The following is an 18,689-nucleotide window of genomic DNA, read 5'->3' on the forward strand; positions in this document are numbered from 1 at the left end:
GGTCAGACCTTCTTGCGGTAGGCGCGCAGCGCCATCGGCATGAACACCGCCACGAAGCCGGCGCACCAGGCGAGGGTCCACCACACGTGCGCGTCGAGCGGGGTGCCGAGGAACAGGCCGCGTACCGATGCCACCAGATGGGTCATCGGGTTGACCTTCACGAAGGCCTGCATCCAGCCGGGCAGGGTGTCGGTGCCGACGAACACGTTCGATCCGAAGCTCAGCGGCATGATCAGGGCGAACATCAGTCCCTGCACGGCGCCGGGGGTGCGCACCTTCATCGCCACCCAGACCGGCAGCCAGCTCAGGCAGAGCGCGAACAGCACCGCGAGCACGCAGCCCGCGATGGCCCGGAACGGGTCGGTGTCGATCCGGAAACCCATCAGGTAGCCGATCGCGAGGGTCGAGACCGTGACGATCACGTACCGGACGACGTCGCCGAGGACCGCGCCGACCAGCGGTGCGGAGCGGGGGACCGGCAGTGACCGGAACCGGTCGAAGATGCCCTTGGCGATGTCGGTGTTGAGGTTGACGCCGATCGCGATGGCCCCGGTGGCGATCGTCTGCGCCAGGATTCCGGGTAGCAGGAACTGCAGGTAGTCGTGGGTGGAGCCGGCGACCGCGCCGCCGAAGATGTAGACGAAGATGACCAGGAACAGCACCGGTTGCAGCGTGACGTCGATAAGCGCCTCGGGCGTACGCCAGGTCTTGATGAGGCTGCGTTTGGCGAGTGCCAGCGAGTGCCGCACGAGCCGGAACGGTCGTGGGTTCACCGCCGCCGTCGACGGCGTGGAGTTCGGTGTGGGTGGTGCGCCGACCAGGGTGCTCATGCCGCTACCTCCGTGCGCGAAGTGGTGTCGTCCTCGGCTGCCGTACGCCCGGTGAGGGTGAAGAACACCTCGTCCAGGCTCGGCAGGTGCAGGGACAGTTCGGTGACCGCGATGCCGGCGGTGGCGAAACGAGCGACGCTCTCGGTCAGCGCCGTGTCGTCGGCGACCGGCACCGCGAGGACGCCCCTGCGGATCTCGTCGGCCTGCCCGCCCGAGCCGACCTCGGTCAGGATCGCCGCGGTCCGGGAGAGCTGCGCCGGGTCGGACGGCCGGACTTCGAGGGTCTGCCCGCCGACGATCCGCTTGAGCCCGTCGGGCGTGTCGTGCGCGATGACCCGGCCGTGGTCGATCACCGTGATCGCGTCGGCCAGCGCGTCGGCCTCCTCCAGGTACTGCGTGGTGAGCAGCACCGTCGAGCCGTTGGTCACCAGCGACCGGACCACGTCCCACATGTCCTCGCGCTTGGCCGGGTCCAGTCCGGTCGTCGGTTCGTCCAGGAAGATCACCTCCGGCGAGCCCACGAGGCTGGCGGCCAGGTCGAGCCGTCGGCGCATACCTCCGGAGTACGTCTTGGCGGGCCGGTTGGCGGCCTCGGTCAGGTCGAACCAGTCGAGCAGTTCGGTGGCCCGCCGCCGGGCGCCGGCGCGACCGAGGTCCAGCAGCGTGCCGAACAGCTCCAGGTTCTGCCGACCGGTCAGGTCCTCGTCGACCGACGCGTACTGACCGGTGAGGCCGATACGCTGCCGGACCCGCCCGGCGTCGCGGACGACGTCGAAGCCGGCGATGCGGGCGCTGCCGGCGTCCGGGGTCAGCAGGGTGGAGAGGATGCGGACGGCTGTGGTCTTGCCGGCGCCGTTGGGGCCGAGCACCCCGAGCACCGTTCCCCGGGGTACGGCGAGGTCCACGCCCTGCAGGGCCCTCGTCTTCCCGAACGTCTTGACGAGGCCCTCGGCCTCGATCACCAGATCGCTTGTCATGCCGACCAGCGTGCGCCGCGCGCCTGACACGCCTCCGACACGCCGCTGACAGCCGCGCCGACGCGGGCTGACACCACGGCGTCGCGAGGGCCGCCCCGGGCGCGGGGTCACGATATGCTGACGGCGGCAGAGCGCCTGCCCGCGCCCGATGTGGTGGCCCACGCCCGACCACATGCCAGGGGCCAAGAGTCGCCGACTCCGCGCGGTCGTGTCGATTCTCGGCGTGCCGGTCACGCCGCCCGCTCCGTGGAGCGCGTGGGGCTGCACCGGAGGCGTCATGTCCGATCACCCGTCCCGCCGTACCCCCGTTGCGGGCCGCGCCCGCAGGCGCGCCATCCGGGAGCAGGCGGCCCGCAGCGGCGTCGCCTACTCGATGGCCGCCCGGCACCTCGACTCGGCCGGTCTGACGCCCGGCGAAACTCTCGCCACGTACGGCCGGACGATCTATCCGACCGGCGTCGACCCGTACCGTCAGGCCCTCGTCGACCACCGCGAACGGCGCTCGTTCGGCGAACGGGTGGCAGACACGCGCCGCGCGGCGACCCTGCCGGAGGGCCGCGCCGCTCACCTCGTCGAGCGATTCCCACCCAGCCGTGGGCCGGCCGGCTCCGGCGTCGGTCGGCTCTATCACGGCGAGGGTCGGCAGGAGTTGCTCGCCATGCTGTACCTCGTGGTCGCGGCCGAGTCGCCGGGACTGCTGCCCGAGGTGGGGGACGTCGCCTGGATCGCGGAGCTGGGCGAGGACACGGCGGTCGACACGGCCTGCGCCGACGTCGACCGTGAGGCCCGCCGGCTGCTCGAGGAGACGCCGACGCGACTCTGGTCGGCGATCGAGGAGGCGTTGGCCGTCGTCGAGGCCGGCGTCGACGGGCAGCTCCGGCACGCGGCGGTCCGCCAGGCAGCGCTGCTGCGCACGATGATGACGCCGCGCCTGGGGTACGCGGACGAGCCGTACGTGCCGGGACTACCCACCACCGGCGTACGGCAGATCCTCGACGCGCTGCTCATCGTGGCCGACGACGGGCATGCGCCGGGCACCCGGGTACGACGTGTCACGGGGGCGGCCGACGTCCGCCTGGCCACGATCGTCGGAGCGCGGTGGGGGTCGGCGGGGCCGCCGGTGGGCTACCTCGTCTGGCCCGACGGCGCGACGGCCCCCGTGTCCGTCGTGGCCGACGACCTGGTGGTGCTTGCCGGGCAGGAGTCCGTTCCGCGGTGAGCGGGCCAGCGTCGGGTCCAGGGGCCGGAATTCGGGGTTGGTGGCCTCGCCGGCCGCTGCCATACTGACGGTGGCGCCCGTCGATGTCGGTTGGGCCCGGGGGAAGCCCTCCGCAAGGCGCGGACGGTGGGGGTCGAAACCCGGAGGCCGCGATGGACCTTGTCCCCGACGCTACCGCCCTCTCCAGCCTGGTCGACCTGCTCGGCGCGGTGCTGCAACTGGCCGCCGCCGTGGTCAGCCTCCTGGCGGTCGCCACCGCTCGCGGGCGTCGCGGCCGGCGGGACCGCGACGTCCAGCGGTTCCATAACTCCGAGGTACGACCCAGCGGAGATGACGCGCAACATCCATGCGAATCAATACGATGACCGTTATCTCGATCAGGTGCGCTCACGAGGCGTGCCGTACCGAAGCGGAGGAATGCATGGTTCGCTGGCGTACCCTCACCGGCCTGGTGGCCGCCGCGCTGGCCGCGGCCAGCCTCACCCTCGCGGCGCCCGCCGCCGCGGCCGACAACCCCGTCACGCCGAACGTGGTTGGCGGCACCCGCGCCACCCAGGGCGAGTTCCCGTTCATGGTGCGGCTCTCGATGGGCTGCGGCGGAGCCCTCTACAGCTCCCGGCTGGTGCTCACCGCCGCACACTGCGTGGGCGCGACCGGCACCAACACCAGCATCACCGCGACGCTCGGCGTCGTCGACCTCCAGTCGTCCAGCCGGATCACCGTCCGGTCCAACTACGTCTACCGCGCGCCCGGCTACAACGGGTCCGGCAAGGACTGGGCGCTCATCCGGCTGGCCACCCCCGTCACCGGGCTGAGCACGTTGAAGATCGCCACCACGACCGCGTACGACAGTGGCACCTTCACGGTCGCCGGCTGGGGCGCGGCCCGTGAGGGTGGCGCGCAGCAGCGGTACCTGCTCAAGGCCACCGTGCCGTTCGTCAGCGACTCCACCTGCAACTCCAACTACGGAGGCGATCTCATCCCCGCCGAGGAGATCTGCGCCGGCTACGCCAGCGGCGGCACGGACACCTGCCAGGGCGACTCGGGCGGCCCGATGTTCCGCCGCGACGCCGCCAACGCCTGGGTCCAGGTCGGCATCGTCAGCTGGGGCAACGGCTGCGCCCGACCCAACTACCCGGGCGTCTACACGCAGGTGAGCTACTTCGCCTCGTCGATCGCCTCGGCTGCGGCGAGCCTCGGCGGCTGACCGTACGCCATCTCGGGCGGCCCGGACGACGGCGGTCCGGGCCGCCCGCTCGTGCCCAGCGTCCCTGGCGCTCCGGTGGGCTCACCCCGGCGCAGTGGGCCAGTCGACAGAAACAGTGGGCCGCGTGCCCGGTCCCGCCGCCGGCGACCATGATGGGTCCGTGCAGATCCTGTCCATCCAGTCGTCGGTCGCCTACGGCCACGTCGGCAACTCGGCCGCCGTCTTCCCCCTCCAGCGCCTCGGGCACGAGGTGTGGCCGGTGTTGACCGTCCACTTCTCCAACCACACCGGGTACGGCGCATGGCGCGGCCCGATGCTGGCTGCCGCCGACGTGGCCGAGGTGATCGCGGGCATCGCCGACCGGGGCGTCCTCGGCAGCGCCGACGCGGTGCTGTCCGGCTACCAGGGTGACCCGGCGATGGGTGCCGTGATCCTGGACGCCGTGGCCCAGGTCAAGGCCGCCAACCCGGCCGCCGTCTACTGCTGCGACCCGGTGATGGGCGACGTCGGCCGGGGGATGTTCGTCCGGCCCGGTATCCCGGAGTACCTGCGCGACACCGTCGTGCCGCGCGCCGACATCATCACGCCGAACCACTTCGAGCTGGACTTCCTCGCCGGCCGCACCACGACGACCCTCGCGCAGGTGCTGGACGCGGTCGACGTCGTCCGGGCCACCGGGCCGCGGCACGTCCTGGTGACCAGCGTGCTGCACGACGACGCGCCGGCGGGCTCGCTGGAGGTGGTGGCGGTCTCCGACGAGGGCGCCTGGGCGGTGACCACCCCGCTGCTGCCCATCAACCCGAACGGCGGGGGCGACGTGACCGCCGCGCTGTACCTGGCGCACCTGTCGACAACCGGCTCACCGGCCACCGCGCTGGAGCGTACCGTCGCCTCCGTCTTCACCGTCCTCGAAGCGACAGTCGCGGCGGGCACCCGGGAGATCCAACTGATCGCGGCGCAGGACGCCATCGCCGAGCCGCCGGCCCGGTTCACCGCCCGCCGGCTGCGCTGACGACGCTCCGGGCCGATGGGCCGCCTCAGCGCAGCGCGTCGTCGCGTAGCACCGCGTGCGCGCCGACGGTCTCGTTGACGATCTGGGTCACCCGTACGTCGACGAGGACGCTGGCCAGCGCCGCCGCGTCCGATCGGCTGAGGCCGTGCAGCCGTTGCAGCAGGGTCAGCATCTCCTCCAGGGCCCGGAACGTCGCCTCGTCGAGGGATGCCCCCAGGCCCAGCGTCAGCCAGGCGTCGGCGGTACGGGCCACCGGGCCGGTGACCGGGAAGTCGTCGCGCACGTCGAAGGTCAGCGTCACCTCGTCCATCGGGCACTCGATCGCCGTGCCGCCGACCTCGCCGTCGCCCTGCGCGGCGTGCCCGTCCCCGACCGAGAACAGCGCTCCGTCTACCGGGATCGGCAGCAGCAGCGTGCTGCCGGCCGTCAGGTCCTTGCAGTCGAGGTTGCCACCACACTCGCGAGGCGGGGTGGTGGAGTGCCGTCCCGGCTCCGCCGGCGGCATGCCGAGCACCCCCATGAAGGGGCGCAGCGTCACCGTGTGACCGTGCTGGTTGCGGCCCGTCATCGTCACCGGGTCCAACTCCCAGGCGTGCACCACCTGCGTCGACTCGACGTCGTACCGCTTGTTGAAGGCGCTCGGCCACCCGCCGGCCACCGTCGTACCCCAGGTGCCCGGGACGATCGCGTCGACGCGTACCGCGAGGGTCTGGCCGGCGCGAGCGCCGCGGACCGCGACCGGCCCGATGAGCGCGTGCCCGTCCTCCGGCCGGCGCTGCGGGACCCGGGGGCGGTCCCGGTTCGCGCCGCCCGGGTACGGGCCGGCCGACCACCAGCAGTCCAGCGTGCGGTAGGTGACGCTGTCGCCGGAATCGATCGTGAGCACCGGCGTGAGGTCGGGGGAGAAGTGACCGTGCAGGGTCGTGTCGTCCGGTGCGAGGGTGTGTCGCATCTGCGCAGGCTACGTGTCGATCCGGCGTGACGCGACCGCCGCCGGGATGTGGGTGCGCGGCCGAACGGGTCGGCCGCGCACCTTCGCGGATCGGGTCAGTCGACGGTCGGCGGTGCCGTCCGGGCCGCCTCGGCCAGCGCGGCGGCGGCGGTGGCGTACGGGTTGTAGCTGTAGGTGCGCGCCAACCCGGCCGGAACGGTGAAGTACTCGACCGACAGCTTCGCCGGGTCACTCGCCAACTCGCCACGGGCGGGGACGTCGTTGCCGTCGTCCCAGCCCCACGGCGCGTTCGCGGAGTTCGTCGAGCAGCTCCAGGTGCCGACGCCGCAGTCGCCGGAGGTGTCTCCGGCGAAGGAGCCCAGGCTGGCGAACAGGTTGGCGTTGGTCCGCTGCGCCCACAGTCCGCCGGCGGCGAAGATGTCGACGAGCTGGTAGCGGACGTCCCGGTCGTCGCCGCTCTCCGGCGTCTCGGCCACCGTGGACGGGTAGTAGACGACGCCGTCGCCGTTGATGGCGTACTGCGGGTACGCCTTGAGGCCGTGGCCCTGCGCCTCCTGCGCGGTGACCGGGTGCGTGAAGGAGTCGTGCGGCGAGGACTGGAACTGCAGGGTGCCGTCGACGCCCTCCCGACCACCGCTCCAGGTGCTGCCGGCCGGGGTGTACGAGTAGAAGTCGCTGTGCGCGACGGTGACCGCCCCGCGCAGGACGCCGTACGCGGAGCCGTCCCGCTCGATCGCGAAGAGGACGCCCTCGCCGTCGTTCTCGTGCTCGGTCTCGAAGAACGGGTGGTCGGTCCAGTCCCGAGGGTGGAAGAACAGGTAGGTGATGTACCAGTGCGTGCTGGTCTCCACGACGGAGTAGTACGCGTGCGCGGCGAGCGACGTGCCGGACGCCCCGGTGCGGTCCCAGTTGTTGCGCCCGTTCAGGTCCCCGTCGAAGTCCACCGCGGTGATGTAGTCACTCCGACCGCCCAGTGCGTGGGTGCCGGTGGCGTCGACGTCCTGGTAGTGGATGGGCGCCCAGCGTAGGGCCAGTTCGGCCCGGCTGACCGCGGCGGTGGCGGATGACGGCGTCGTGAGTGGGGTCAGCGTCAGCGCCGCCACCGTGGCCGCCGCCGTCAGTGCCCTCGCCATCCGCCGGTTCGTGCTGCTTCTGTCGCGCATGATGTCCTCCCGCGTCGAATTGACAGACCACTATGGATGATCGTCGGTCCGGGGGCCTGGCGCGTGTCCCTGCGGCGACGGGAAGGCAGCGGATGTTCGACGGGTGCGCGCCGGGCGCCCCAAGATCACGCTTGTATTGACATTCATCGAATGCAATGCTGTGGTTCGGCCGTGCTCGGGAGCCGGCGCGGTCGACGTCTGTTCCGGAGTCGGGGACGCGCGAGGTGGCCCGCCACCCGCGCCGGGCAGTCCTCGTCAGCGGCCGCATGCCGATCGCCGTCGGGCGGCCGCCGCGCTCATCCGGACCCGTACGGCCGGTCCCTCACCCTGGGCCGCGACGGCGACGGTCTCTCGGAGGTACCGATGCGTCGCATCTTCCTGGCTCTCACGACCATCGCCATGACCGGCTGGGCCGCCACGACAGGCGTCGCCCAGGCGGCGCCGACACCCACGCCGTCGGTCACTGCCGCGCCGACACCCACACCGGTCTGCCCGCCGGTGACGCCGATCGGCGGTCGGGTGTCCGTGGCCACCACGACCAGCCTGACCATCGACTACTTCATCGCGGTCAGCCCGCCGTGCGGCTACCGGCCGCCGATCACCGTTCGTCTCTTCACCAGCCGCGAGGACGCCTTCGCGTGGCAGAACCCGGTCGCGGAGACGGTCTCCGGCCCCGAGCGCGACGGCAGCGTCACCTTCGAGCGGTTGACGCCCGACACCGAGTACTGGTTCGGGTTCCGCGACTCCGACGGCCGGTGGGAGCCCTACTACGGTGGGACCGGTCGGACCACAGCGCTGGCGTCCTGCCGCGCGACCGCCACCATCGACTCCCGCTGGGGCACCGGCTTCGTCGCCACCGTGACGGTCCGCAACGTCGGCGCGCAGCCGTTGGACCAGTGGCGGGTTTCCTGGCGTTGGGCCGGGGACGAGCGGATCCAGGCGGTGTGGGGTGGGATCGTCGACCCGGCCGGCACCGACGTGGTGGTGCGCAACGCCCCGTACAACGGGACGGTGGCGCCGGACGGGACGACGACGTTCGGGCTGCTGGTGACGACCAGCACGACGCCGGCCGGGCTCACGCTGAACTGCGCGCGCTGACCGGCGGGACGCTCCGGGGGTTCGGCGTCGGTCAGGGCTTGCGGGCCACCGCACCGTAGGCGTCGATCCCCCGGGCGTCCGCCTCGTCCGGACGCCACAGTGGGATCGGCACGAGACCGGGCTCCACCATCGCCAGCCCGGCGAAGCAACCGGCGAGGTCCTCCGGGCTGCGCAGGATGTACGGGACACCACCGTTCTCGGCCAGCCGCTGCGCGCCCGACACCACCTCCGGGCTGGTGTTCGTGCCGTCCCAGAGCACCAGGTGGCTGCCGGACGCGGTCGCGTCCATCGTCCGCCCGACGATCGAACGCACCACCTCGAGGTCCGGCTCGTACCCGAGCACGCCCATGAACATGACGGCGATCGGCTGGTCGAAGTCGAGCGTCCGCGCCGCCTCGGCGAGGATGGTCTCCGGGTCGTGGTAGTCGGCCGGCACGTACGTCGTGACGCCCTGGACGGTCGTGCTGGCCAGCAGCGCGCGGGCGTGCACGAGGACCATCGGGTCGTTGTCGACGTAGACGATCCGCGCGTCGGGCGCGATGCCCTGGGCGACCGCGTGGGTGTTCTGCATGGTCGGCAGGCCGGTGCCGATGTCCAGGAACTGCCGGATGCCCGCCTCGGCGGCCAGGTACCGGACCGCCCGGACCAGGAAACGGCGGGACTGCTGCGCCATCAGGACGATCTCCGGGTAGACCTCGGCGACCGCGTCACCGGCCGCCCGATCGGACTGGAAGTTGTCCTTGCCGCCCATCCAGTAGTTCCAGATCCGCGCCGCGTGCGGCACGTCGGGTTGCAGCGTCGCGGTGAGTTCGGCATCCGGGCCGGCCATGCCAGGCTCCTATCGAGGGGTCCGTCGAGGGTCGCATCCCGGATTGTCCACTATCGACCGGACGGACCACGGCCGGGTCGCCGACCACTGCGTGGGCGACCCGGCGACCCGTCACGGCGCGTCGACGACCTCCCGGCCCAGCGGCCAGAACGCGGCCGGGACGAGCTTGAAGTTGGCGACGCCGAAGGGGATTCCGATGATCGTCACGCAGAGCGCGATGCCCGCGAGGATGTGGGACAGGGCGAGCCACCAACCGGCCAGCACCACCCACAACACGTTCGCCAGCCCGGAGCCGACACCCGCGCCGGGCTTGGGCACCAGGGTCCGACCGAAGGGCCACAGCGAGTAGACGGCGAGGCGCAGCGCGGCGACGCCGAACGGAATGGTGACGACCAGCAGGAAGCAGATCAGCGCGGCGAAGCCGTAGCCGATCGCCAGCACGAGGCCGCCACCGAAGACGAGCCACAGGACGTTCAGGACGAAGCGAATCACCCCTTCAGCATGAGCGATGCCCGCCACCGGGTCCGGGCCGCCGGCCGGGGTCGAGTGGACAGCCGGTCCGGGCCGCCGCCAGCCACGGTTGGTTCCGCGGCGGGATCGGCCCGGCGGCCGGGCGTCAGTTCGACAGGCCGCCGCAGGTGACGCCGTCGATCGTGCACGCCGTGGGAGTCGCGCCGACCGCCGCGCCGTTGACCCGGAAGGTCACCCGCGCCGATGCGCTGCCCGGCACCTGCCCCGCGCTGCCGTCCGGTACGAACGTCCACACGGCGCCGTCCTGCGTGGCCCGCGCGCCCTGGACCGCGCTGACCCGCAGCGACTCCCGGGGCAACGTGATCGCCAGCGTCCACTGCGCCACCGGCACCGGGCCGGGATTGTCGATCGTCACGGCGGCACCGTAGCTGAGCAGCGCCTTGTCCTCGATCGCGAAGTCGGCGGCGAGGGCGGCGGGGGTCGGCGAGGCCGACGAGGGGGTGGCGGCCGGAGCGCTCGTCGGTGATTCGACGGGCGGCGGGGCCGCGCTGACCGACGGCGACGCGGCAGTGGTCGGGCTGGTGGCGGCCGGATGCGCCTGCCCCCGGGGCGTACCGGGCGTGGGGGTGCCCAACTGATCCACCGACGGCGGCGCGTCGAGGGTCACCGGCGCGAGCTGCTCCGGGGTGCGCACCACACTGATGATCGAGACCACCGTCGCCACCACCACCCCGAGCGCGGCGAGCACAGCGACCCAGGCGGCCCGCGACACGTCGGCCTGGCCGGTGACCACCCGCCGTACGGCTGCGGCAGCGGCCACGATCCGGTCCAGCAGAATGATCGCCACAGTACGCCGTGGCTGCGGCGGTGTTGCCGGCACTGCCTCTCTCCCCTTCACTTCGTCACCGGACGCCTGCCCGCGACCGCTGGGTCGCGGTGGCACCCGAGCGCTCACAGGGCGCGCAGCCCGACAAGTATCGACTCGAGCAGCTCCTGCGACGGCAGCTCCGACAGCGTCGGTGGTTCGTGCGTCTCGACCAACCCCGCCCCGAGCAGGTCACCGAGGAGGACCCGGACGGTGCCCAGGGGCAGATCCAGCTCGGCGCTGACCTCAGCCACCGACACTGGATGGTGACACAGCTCGACGATCCGCGCCTGTTCGGGGAAGAGTGACGTGGGCGATGTCGCCGACCGCCGCGCGACGACCAGCGAGATGAGGTCGAACCGGCCCCGGTCGGACGTCGTACGCCCACCGGTCATCGTGTACGGACGGGCGACCGGGCCGGCGTCGTCGTCGTACCACGCCTCGTCAGCGGAGCCGGCGCTGTGCACCAGAGTCTCCGCTCCTCGCCACGGAGGCGGTCTCCAGGCGGATCGGCAGGTGCCGTTCGGCCTGCCCGACGAAGAGCGCGACCTCGTACGCCATGTCGCCCACCTCGACCTCGTCGCCCGAGATCCGGACGGTGAGGATGGTCCCGTTCCCGATGGTGGCGACGAACAGGAACGCTCGCGACATCTGCACCACGATCTGGCGTAGCCCGCCCGCGTCGCAGGTCCGGGTGGCGGCCAGCCCCAGCGCCAGCAGACCGGCGACCACGCCGGAGATCTGCTCCGCCAGCTTCGCCTCCACCCCCCGGGAACCGCCGAGCGGGAGCCCGTCGGGGGAGAGCACCACGGCGAACTCCGCCCCGCTCACCCGGTCGACCAGGCGGTCCAGGGCACCGGTCAGGCTGTCCGCGGTGACCACTGCGTGCGTCATCGATGTCTCCTCGTTGTTCTCGTGACCGGCAGCTCGACGGTCTCGGGGCCGGCGCTGCCCGGGCCGGGTCCGACCGGCCCGGATTGGCGGACCCGCATGGGTAGCCCGCCGGCGTTGCCCTGTTCGGCCCCGCCGGGCGTGTGCGGCCCGTCGGGCGTCGGCCGGTACGCGGGGCCTGCGGTCGCCGGGCCGCTGCCGGTCACGGTGACCAGCTCCGCCGGCAGGTGCACGATGGCCGCCGTCCCGCCGCGCTGGCTGGGCCGCATCGTGACCCGCGCACCGCACCGGGCGGCCAGCAGGGCTACCGCGTACAGCCCTCCGGCCCCGCTCGGCGGGTCGCTCGGCGGCCTGGCGAACAGGTCGTTCACCTCGTCGAGCGTGGTGGCGTCGAGGCCGGGGCCGTCGTCGACCACCACGATCACGCAGCCCTGCGGCCGGTGCTCGCCGGCCACCCGGACGGTGGTGTCCGTGGCCGAGAACGTCAGGGCGTTCTCGATCAGCTCGGCCAGCAGGTGCACGACGTCCGTGACGGCGGGGCCGGCGAGCGACCACGGCCAGTGCGGCGCCACCAGGACCCGGTGGTATTCCGGCACCTCCGCTACCGCGCCACGCGCGACGTCGAGCAGGGGCACCGGTCGTCGCCAGCGGCGCGCGGGCCGCGCGCCGGCCAGCGTGATCACCTTCTCCACGTTCCGGCGGACGCGGGTGGTGAGATGGTCGAGCTGGAACAGCTCGTCTGCCTCCGAGGCGCTGCGCTCGCGCCGCTGCATCGCGTCCAGCAGGTCGAGCTGGTCGCGCAGCAGGACCTGGTTGCGCCGGCTGATCCGCAGGAAGAACTCCCCGGTGCGGCGGTCTCCCACCGGACCGCCGCGCTGCGGGGCGGCGGTCTGGTCGGCGGCGGTCCGGCCGCGAGGCTCGTCGGCGAGTGGCTGAGGGTCGACGGGTGGGGCCGGCGGTTCGTGCCGGCGCTGGCCGCCGCCCGCCGGAGCACCCTCGTCGTCGGGCCGGCGGCGCAGGGTGGCGGCCCAGCCGAGCAGTACCGCCAGGACGGCGATCAGCCCGAGCCCGACCACGACGCCGGTCCGCCCGACGAGCACCGCGGCGCCCGGCGTGGCCCGTTCGACGCTCGCGCGGGCGGTGCTCGTGACCAGCTCGTGCAGGGCACCGAGCGCGGCATCCGCCGCCGAGCGCCAGTCCTGCGGGTTGACCCCGCGCAGCGCGTCGGCCCGGTCCGTGCGCAGCAGGGTGTCCTCCACGGCGAGCACACCCGCGAACTCGGGGCCTGCCACGAGCCGCTGGTGTTCGCTCCGGCCGCCGGCCGGCAGGCCGGCCGTCGCCTCGGCGCGGGCGTACCGCTGGACGGACACCAGCTCGACCAGCCGCCGCCGTTCCTCGACGCTCATCCGGCCACTCGCGACGGCTGCGGTGACCAGGGTGTCCTCCCGGGCCAGCAGCTCGCGGGCACGGGCCAGCGAAATCACCGCGCGGGTGTCGATGGCCAGCCTGCTCTCGTACGCGCCCCACTCCGGGCCGTACACGTCGAAGGCCGCGTCGACGAGCTGGTCGTACCCGTCGACCGCCCCGGCGGGATCGACCTGCCCGTCGTCCACGCGGGACCGGATCGCCCCCAGTCCGTTCAGCCGTCGGATCAGCCCGTCGGCCCGGTCACGGACCGCGTCCGCGCTGAGCAGGCGCAGGTCGCGGCTGGAGGGGAACGCCCGGACGTCCGCCGCCGCCCGGTCGGTCGCCTCCCGCGCCCCGGCCAGCGTGGGCCGTGCCGGCACGGCGCCGGCCAGCGTCTCGGCGGTCGCCCGGCGCTCGGTCTGCAGGCTGAGCACCAGCCGGTCGATGGGCTTGCCCAGGGTGTCGGCCAGGGCCCGCACCCGCAGCAGGTCGACCGCGTCCTGGCAGGTCAGATAGGCCGCGTACGACCAGAGCGTGAGCAGTACCGCCGCTGCCGCGACGAACCGGACGCGTGCCCGTCGTCCGCGCGTCACGTCGCCCTCCGTCCGCTGCGCCGGCTCATCGGGCAGACCGTTGCGGCCACGGCTGCCCGGCGGCGTCGCTGGCCCGGTCGGCGACCATCGTCCGCAGCAGCGCCAGCAGTTCCGCCCGGTTGGCGCAGTTCAACCGGTTGCGCATACGGGCCACGTGGTGCTCCACCGTCTTGGCCGAGATGAAGAGCCGATCACCGATCTCCCGGTAGGTCAGGCCGGCCAGCACCAACTCGGCCACCTCGTACTCGCGGTCACTCAGCCCCTGCTGGGTGGGGGCGGCGATGGCGTCGGCGGCGGGCGTCGCGGTCTCGCCGTCGCTCGGGCGCTGCCCGCCGGTCCCGCCGGTCGACCGGCCCTGTAGCACCCGGGCGCACTCGAGCAGGGTGGTCATCGCCCGTCGGTCCGAGGTGCGGATCGCGGCCTGCCCGGCCAGGCGGGCGCCGTCCCAGCACAGTCCGGTGTCGTGCAGGCCACGGGCGGCGGCCTCGACCCGCACCGGGTCGACCACACCTCGCAGCACCTCGACCCAGCTCTCCGCGGCCGCGGCGACCACGCCGGCGTAGCGGCTGTGCTCGGCGGCGGCCAGCAGGGCGGCGACGTGGTCGTCGGCGGCCGCCGGCTCACCGGTCAGGATGGCGGCGTGCAACCCGCTCCAGTGCAGCGGGACGCTCCACAGGGTCGGCGCGCCGAGCCGGTCGAGCAGCGCACGGCCCTCCCGCAGGTACGGCGCCAACCGGGCCACGTCACCGAGCCGTGCGCCCGCGATGGCGAGTTCGCCCAGCGGCAGCAGCGTGAACAGGTCGACCCGATGGCGTACCACCGCCTCCAGCGCCGGCCCCCACTCCCTCTTGAGCGCGCCGAGGTCGCTGGTGCGCCGGGCGATCCCCATCCGCAGCGCGGCGGCGAAGAGCAGGTCGCGGGACTCCAGTGGACGCTCGTCGGCGGTGACCGTGGCGAGGCGTTCGGCCGCCGCGAGCGTCTGGCCCCGCACCATGAGGATCCAGGCCTGCAACAGCCGGTGCCGGCGGGCCATCAGCGGGCCGCCGACACCGGCGGCCTGCGCCCGGTGCAGGACCCGCTCGGCGATGTCCAGCTCGCCACAGTGCACGGCGGTCAGGGCGGCGAGCGCGGCCGGGCTGTCCGGCAGGAGCACCGCCCGACCGTCGGGCTCGAGCAGGGCGGCGGACTGCACGAGCGCGGACAGCGCAGCGCTCGGCGTACCGGTGACGCTCTCGCGTACCCCCTCGGCCATCAGCCGGGCGGCGCTGGCGTGCAGCGTGGGCGGCGCGCCGGCCGGCTCGCCCGCGGGCTTCGCGGCGGCGCTCAGCTCGCCCGTGGCGAGCCCGCCCACGGCGGCGAACGCCACCGACGAGGCGGTGCCCGACCACCGGTACAGCTCGACGCTGCGGCCGGTGTGGCCGCGATGCGCCAGAGCCGTCGCGGCCACCACCGCCGCCTCGGCGCGGTCCGCCGGTTCGGTGGCGGTCAGCAGCCGGTCCGCCAGGCGCAGCGCGTCGTCGAGATTGCCGGCGAGCGCGGCGGCGAGAGCCTGCCGGGCGCCCGTCGGATGGCCGGCCGCGGTGGCGGCGGCGAACAGGTCGGCGGCGAAGGCCGGCTCGTCGGCCAGCGCCTCCTGCGCCGCCGCGGCCAACGTCGGGGCAGGACAGTCGGCGAGGACACCCACCGCGAGCAGCGAGCGGACCAGCGGCAGCACCGGGCCACCCCGGGCGAGCTGCAACTCGGTGAGGCGACGCCAGACGGCGCTGCGCTCGGTGGCCGGGCTGAGCGTGGTGACGGCCCGTCGGACCAGCGGCGTGAGCCGCCCGTCGGCGCCGATCAGGCCGGCCGACCGGGTCGTGGCGATCAGCTCGTCGACCGTCTCCGGCTCCTGGTCCAGGAGCGGGCCGAGCATGGCCACCGGCAGCGGTACGCCGGCCGCGACCGCGAGCAGCAGCCGTCGTACGGGGGCGGGCTGGATCTCCAACTCCGGCGCGAACTCGAGGACGACCGACCGGGGCGGCTCGGCCGGGACGGTGGTCAGGCTCGGAGCCGCGCGCAGGCCGCGGGTCAGCCGCTCGACATCGCGGGGTACGCCACCGGTCTGCGCGTGCACGAAGTCGACCAGCTCGCCGCGCTGGGTCAGCTCGGGTACGCCCGCGATCCAGGCTGCGGTCTGCTCCCGGGTGAACGGCCCGAGCAGCACGGCCTGCCCGTCGCGGCGCAGTGTGTCGACCAGTTCGGTGAGTGCCGCCGACCGGGGCCAGGGGCGGTGGGCGATGACCAGCCGGTGCCGGCGGGCGGCGACCAGGCGCAGCAGCACGCCGATCCGCTCGTCGTCGAGGAGGTGCGCGTCGTCGACCAGCAGCAGGTCGTCCGGGTCGACGACATCGTCCGGTCCCGGTGCGCCCGTGCGTACGGTGCTGCCGGCCTGTTGCTGGACGCGCGTCAGCTCGGCGAGCAGAGCGGTCTTGCCGTGCCCTGCGGGACCGGCCAGACCGACGGTGAGCGGCGCGGTCGGATCGTCGGCGACCCTGTCCAGCAGGGCCCTGGGCGCCCGGCCCAGCACCAGTCGGGACTCCACGAGGTGTTTCATGATCATTGCGGTCATCCTTCGCGTCCCCGGCTGAGCGTCAGTGCCAGGCGGGACGCCTTCGGCAGGTCGAGGGGCAGTATCCGGACCGGCGGTCGGGGTGGCGGGTCACCCGGATCGGTGGCGTGGTTGCGGGGCCGGCGCAGGGCCGGGAGGGCCGTTCGTACGCCGCCGCCGACCGGCGCCGGATCGCGGACCGGGGCCGGGGACTGGGGTCGAGGTCGGGGCGACACCACCTGGCAGGCGGCGCTCGCGGCGCCGGTGGCGGCGGTCAGTTGCGCGTCCGGCTCCACCTCGACCGGCACACCGAGCGCCGTGCCGATCAGCTCGGTGACCAGCGGGATGCGGGTCGAGCCACCGGCCAGCAGGACGCCGTCGAGCTGCGTCGGGGCCAGGCCGGCGCCGTGCACGCTACGCAGCAGCAGCTCCACGGTGGCCTGCACCGTCGGGCGGATCATGGCCTCGAACTGCGCGCGGGTCACCGGTATCCGCGCCGGACCGGTCGGCATGTTCAGCACCACGTCGGCGGCTGGCTCGACGGTCAGCGCCCGCTTGACCCGGTCACACTCGACCGGCAGGTCACGCAGGGCGGCGTGGTGGTCCCGACGGCCGATGGCGGCCAGCTCCCGCGACAGCACGGTGCGGACGTGGCTGGCCAGCAGTTCGTCGAAGTCGGCGCCGCCGACCGGGTCGAGACCCTGCGGTGTGCCGAAGCTCTCGTAGGTGCCGCGGGCGGTGCGCCGCACGAGGGCCGCCTCGAAACTGGCGCCGCCCAACGCGTAGACGGCCGCCGTGGTGCCCGCGAATCCGCGCGCCGCGTGACTCTCCGCAACCGTGACCGTTCGGGGTAGCAGCGTGACGGCGCGCAACCCGAGGTCGGCGAGCGCCCGGCGCAGCAGCTCCCGCCGGTACGGCCGCCAGCCGGCCGGGTGACTCAGCACGACCGCCTCGGCCGGGCCGCCCTCCGCCGCGTGCACCTGCTCCACCACCCAGGCCGCCAACTCCGCCGTGAGCGTCTGCGGCGCGCACGCCTCGCCGCCCAGCAGCAGGGGCACGTCGTCGCCGATCCGGCGGACGAAATCCCTGGTGGTACGGCTGCCGTCGTCGGTGGCGGGAGCGCCGATGTGCAGCGCCCCGTCCTCGGCCAGGTGCAGCACCGACGGTACGAGCGGCGAGCCGGCGTTCAGCGGGACAGCCTCCGGACGCGTCCAGGCCCGGCCGTCCCGCCGTGCGACGGCGGCGGCGGTGTTGGTGCTTCCGATGTCTATCCCCAGGACGTACGGCATCCGTCTCTTCTCTTTCCGCGACTGGCCGGCTGATGGCGATGGCGTCGGCGTTGCCCGGCGACCCACCCCCGGCGAAACCCGCGGGCCCCTACGTTCGTACCAGAGATCACTGCGTGGTCGGCACCCTAATCTGACCGGGACGGTTTCCCCCAGTCCCCCTAACGGTGGAGCGGGCGGAGGCCCCTAACGGGGCGTGATCGATTGCGGGCGGAGCCCCGATGTCCGGGGCCGGCCCCCGCAATAGCGTTTCCCTCGACGAACGACGGTCGCCGACGCCAATCCGAGGAGAACCGGCACATGAACTCGCAACAGACCCTCCACGACTTCGTGCTCGAAATGCTGACCAACCCCGATGCACGGTCGGCCTTCGACCTCGACCCGGAGGGCGCGCTGCACGCCGCGGGGCTCAGCGACATCACCGCCGCCGACGTGCAGGACGTCGTGCCGCTGGTGGTCGACTACGCGCCGGGCGCGGGCCTCGCGCCGCTCGCCCCGGTGGTCGGGCAGTTCGGCTTCGACCCGCTGGTGACCGACGCCACCGACGTGGTCGGTCAGCTGCAGAGCGTGGCGCAGCAGATCAGCATCACCAGCACGCCCACCGGTGTGGACGTCAAGGCCGGTGTGCTCGGCGCCATCGCCGTCGACCCGTCGACCGTCGCCGCCGGCGTGACCGTGCTTCCGGGTGTCGGCCTGGGCATCGGTCCGAGTGGCCTCGACACGAACCTGACCGGGGTTGCCGACGTGGCGCACACGCTCGACGCGGACGTGGTGCAGCCGGTCGACGGCATCGCCGACCCGGTGCTGGGCGGCGTGACCGGCACCGTCGGCGACCCGACCAGTGTGCTCGGCGTCACCGACCCGGTGCTCGGCGGCGACCTGCTCGGCGGCGACGTGACCGGCGGGGTCCTCTCCGGCGTGCACGGTCAGGTCGACGGCATCGTGGGCTCCCTCGGTGTCCACGACACCCTGGGCGGCCTGGGCCTCGGTCACGGCGCTGTCGGCGGTGTGGTCCCGCCGGTGGACGTTCCGTCCGTTGTGGGCGGTGTCACGCACCACGTGGACAGTGTTCTGCCCGGTGTCACCGGCACGGTCGGTGACGTGACCGGTGGGCTCACCGACGGTGTGACCGGCGACCTGCACGACGGGGGGCCCGCCTCGTCGGACCACGGGTTGCTGGGCATCACCGGCGGTCTGCTCTGACGGTAGTTTCCGTCGGAAGCGGGGGGCCGGGTCGCGTCATGCGGCCCGGCCCTTGCGGGTTTCCCTCCCGGCTCCTCTTGCTAATTGAGCCGAAATCCG

At 73.5% G+C, this 18,689-nt stretch carries 18 protein-coding genes; 6 read left to right on the forward strand and 12 right to left on the reverse strand.

Annotation, left to right across the window (positions count from 1 at the left end):
• Nucleotides 1–2: 2 nt before the first annotated feature.
• Nucleotides 3–830, reverse strand: coding sequence for an ABC transporter permease (locus ABZU91_RS17470; RefSeq protein WP_355240971.1), 828 nt, complete (start codon nt 828–830; stop codon nt 3–5).
• A complete protein-coding gene (locus tag ABZU91_RS17475) occupies nt 827–1,807 on the reverse strand; it encodes an ATP-binding cassette domain-containing protein (protein ID WP_355240974.1) in 981 nt (326 codons plus the stop codon). The genes ABZU91_RS17470 and ABZU91_RS17475 overlap by 4 nt, the downstream gene beginning before the upstream one ends.
• A gap of 277 nt (nt 1,808–2,084) precedes the next feature.
• Between ABZU91_RS17475 and ABZU91_RS17480 the strand changes: the two genes are divergently transcribed.
• The 4 genes from ABZU91_RS17480 (at nt 2,085) to pdxY (ending at nt 5,245) form a co-directional block, all read left to right on the forward strand.
• Entirely contained in the window at nt 2,085–3,026 is a 942-nt protein-coding gene (locus tag ABZU91_RS17480) for a hypothetical protein (RefSeq protein WP_355240976.1), read from the forward strand.
• A gap of 152 nt (nt 3,027–3,178) precedes the next feature.
• On the forward strand, nt 3,179–3,391 hold the full coding sequence (locus ABZU91_RS17485; RefSeq protein WP_355240979.1) for a hypothetical protein: 213 nt from the start codon (nt 3,179–3,181) through the stop codon (nt 3,389–3,391).
• 56 nt (nt 3,392–3,447) lie between these two features.
• Entirely contained in the window at nt 3,448–4,233 is a 786-nt protein-coding gene (locus tag ABZU91_RS17490) for a serine protease (RefSeq protein WP_355240982.1), read from the forward strand.
• A gap of 160 nt (nt 4,234–4,393) precedes the next feature.
• Complete coding sequence (pdxY, locus tag ABZU91_RS17495) at nt 4,394–5,245, forward strand: pyridoxal kinase PdxY (protein WP_355240985.1); 852 nt, start codon at nt 4,394–4,396, stop codon at nt 5,243–5,245.
• Between the two features lie 25 nt (nt 5,246–5,270).
• Here the strand turns inward: pdxY and ABZU91_RS17500 are convergent, their stop codons facing one another.
• Nucleotides 5,271–6,197, reverse strand: a complete 927-nt coding sequence (locus tag ABZU91_RS17500; RefSeq protein WP_355240987.1) for an acetamidase/formamidase family protein — start codon at nt 6,195–6,197, stop codon at nt 5,271–5,273.
• A gap of 95 nt (nt 6,198–6,292) precedes the next feature.
• Nucleotides 6,293–7,360: a hypothetical protein gene (locus ABZU91_RS17505; protein WP_355240990.1), complete on the reverse strand. Its 1,068-nt coding sequence runs from the start codon at nt 7,358–7,360 to the stop codon at nt 6,293–6,295.
• Nucleotides 7,361–7,723: 363 nt separating this feature from the next.
• Here ABZU91_RS17505 and ABZU91_RS17510 point away from each other — a divergent pair, with 363 nt between their 5' ends.
• On the forward strand, nt 7,724–8,458 hold the full coding sequence (locus ABZU91_RS17510) for a cellulose binding domain-containing protein (protein WP_355240993.1): 735 nt from the start codon (nt 7,724–7,726) through the stop codon (nt 8,456–8,458).
• Nucleotides 8,459–8,489: 31 nt separating this feature from the next.
• Here the strand turns inward: ABZU91_RS17510 and ABZU91_RS17515 are convergent, their stop codons facing one another.
• The 8 genes from ABZU91_RS17515 to ABZU91_RS17550 form a co-directional block, all read right to left on the reverse strand.
• Nucleotides 8,490–9,287 (reverse strand): SAM-dependent methyltransferase, encoded by a 798-nt coding sequence (locus tag ABZU91_RS17515; protein ID WP_355240996.1) that lies wholly within the window; start codon nt 9,285–9,287, stop codon nt 8,490–8,492.
• Nucleotides 9,288–9,398: 111 nt separating this feature from the next.
• Complete coding sequence (locus tag ABZU91_RS17520; RefSeq protein WP_355240999.1) at nt 9,399–9,779, reverse strand: YccF domain-containing protein; 381 nt, start codon at nt 9,777–9,779, stop codon at nt 9,399–9,401.
• A gap of 124 nt (nt 9,780–9,903) precedes the next feature.
• A complete protein-coding gene (locus tag ABZU91_RS17525) occupies nt 9,904–10,605 on the reverse strand; it encodes a cellulose binding domain-containing protein (RefSeq protein ID WP_355241002.1) in 702 nt (233 codons plus the stop codon).
• Nucleotides 10,606–10,709: 104 nt separating this feature from the next.
• Nucleotides 10,710–11,090 (reverse strand): DUF742 domain-containing protein, encoded by a 381-nt coding sequence (locus tag ABZU91_RS17530; RefSeq protein WP_355241005.1) that lies wholly within the window; start codon nt 11,088–11,090, stop codon nt 10,710–10,712.
• A complete protein-coding gene (locus tag ABZU91_RS17535) occupies nt 11,068–11,517 on the reverse strand; it encodes a roadblock/LC7 domain-containing protein (protein WP_355241008.1) in 450 nt (149 codons plus the stop codon). The genes ABZU91_RS17530 and ABZU91_RS17535 overlap by 23 nt, the downstream gene beginning before the upstream one ends.
• Nucleotides 11,514–13,514: a nitrate- and nitrite sensing domain-containing protein gene (locus ABZU91_RS17540; protein WP_355241010.1), complete on the reverse strand. Its 2,001-nt coding sequence runs from the start codon at nt 13,512–13,514 to the stop codon at nt 11,514–11,516. Before ABZU91_RS17540 ends, ABZU91_RS17535 begins: the two co-directional genes overlap by 4 nt.
• Nucleotides 13,515–13,539: 25 nt before the next feature.
• Nucleotides 13,540–16,113, reverse strand: coding sequence for a LuxR C-terminal-related transcriptional regulator (locus ABZU91_RS17545; protein WP_355241013.1), 2,574 nt, complete (start codon nt 16,111–16,113; stop codon nt 13,540–13,542).
• A gap of 5 nt (nt 16,114–16,118) precedes the next feature.
• Nucleotides 16,119–17,390, reverse strand: a complete 1,272-nt coding sequence (locus ABZU91_RS17550) for an Hsp70 family protein (RefSeq protein ID WP_355241016.1) — start codon at nt 17,388–17,390, stop codon at nt 16,119–16,121.
• Nucleotides 17,391–17,687: 297 nt separating this feature from the next.
• Here ABZU91_RS17550 and ABZU91_RS17555 point away from each other — a divergent pair, with 297 nt between their 5' ends.
• Nucleotides 17,688–18,590 carry an IniB N-terminal domain-containing protein gene (locus tag ABZU91_RS17555; RefSeq protein ID WP_355241018.1) on the forward strand — a complete coding sequence of 301 codons (903 nt, stop codon included), beginning with the start codon at nt 17,688–17,690 and terminating at the stop codon, nt 18,588–18,590.
• Nucleotides 18,591–18,689 lie beyond the last annotated feature (99 nt).

Origin of the sequence: Micromonospora sp. NPDC005174 (assembly GCF_040608495.1) — a bacterium.
GTDB lineage: Bacteria > Actinomycetota > Actinomycetes > Mycobacteriales > Micromonosporaceae > Micromonospora.

Coding starts and splice junctions, on each gene's coding strand:
- ABZU91_RS17470 (WP_355240971.1), bottom strand. CDS start 830: ATGAGCACCCTGGTCGGCGCACCACCCACACCGAACTCCACGCCGTCG.
- ABZU91_RS17475 (WP_355240974.1), bottom strand. CDS start 1,807: ATGACAAGCGATCTGGTGATCGAGGCCGAGGGCCTCGTCAAGACGTTC.
- ABZU91_RS17480 (WP_355240976.1), top strand. CDS start 2,085: ATGTCCGATCACCCGTCCCGCCGTACCCCCGTTGCGGGCCGCGCCCGC.
- ABZU91_RS17485 (WP_355240979.1), top strand. CDS start 3,179: ATGGACCTTGTCCCCGACGCTACCGCCCTCTCCAGCCTGGTCGACCTG.
- ABZU91_RS17490 (WP_355240982.1), top strand. CDS start 3,448: ATGGTTCGCTGGCGTACCCTCACCGGCCTGGTGGCCGCCGCGCTGGCC.
- ABZU91_RS17500 (WP_355240987.1), bottom strand. CDS start 6,197: ATGCGACACACCCTCGCACCGGACGACACGACCCTGCACGGTCACTTC.
- ABZU91_RS17505 (WP_355240990.1), bottom strand. CDS start 7,360: ATGCGCGACAGAAGCAGCACGAACCGGCGGATGGCGAGGGCACTGACG.
- ABZU91_RS17510 (WP_355240993.1), top strand. CDS start 7,724: ATGCGTCGCATCTTCCTGGCTCTCACGACCATCGCCATGACCGGCTGG.
- ABZU91_RS17515 (WP_355240996.1), bottom strand. CDS start 9,287: ATGGCCGGCCCGGATGCCGAACTCACCGCGACGCTGCAACCCGACGTG.
- ABZU91_RS17535 (WP_355241008.1), bottom strand. CDS start 11,517: ATGACGCACGCAGTGGTCACCGCGGACAGCCTGACCGGTGCCCTGGAC.
- ABZU91_RS17545 (WP_355241013.1), bottom strand. CDS start 16,113: ATGATCATGAAACACCTCGTGGAGTCCCGACTGGTGCTGGGCCGGGCG.
- ABZU91_RS17550 (WP_355241016.1), bottom strand. CDS start 17,390: ATGCCGTACGTCCTGGGGATAGACATCGGAAGCACCAACACCGCCGCC.
- ABZU91_RS17555 (WP_355241018.1), top strand. CDS start 17,688: ATGAACTCGCAACAGACCCTCCACGACTTCGTGCTCGAAATGCTGACC.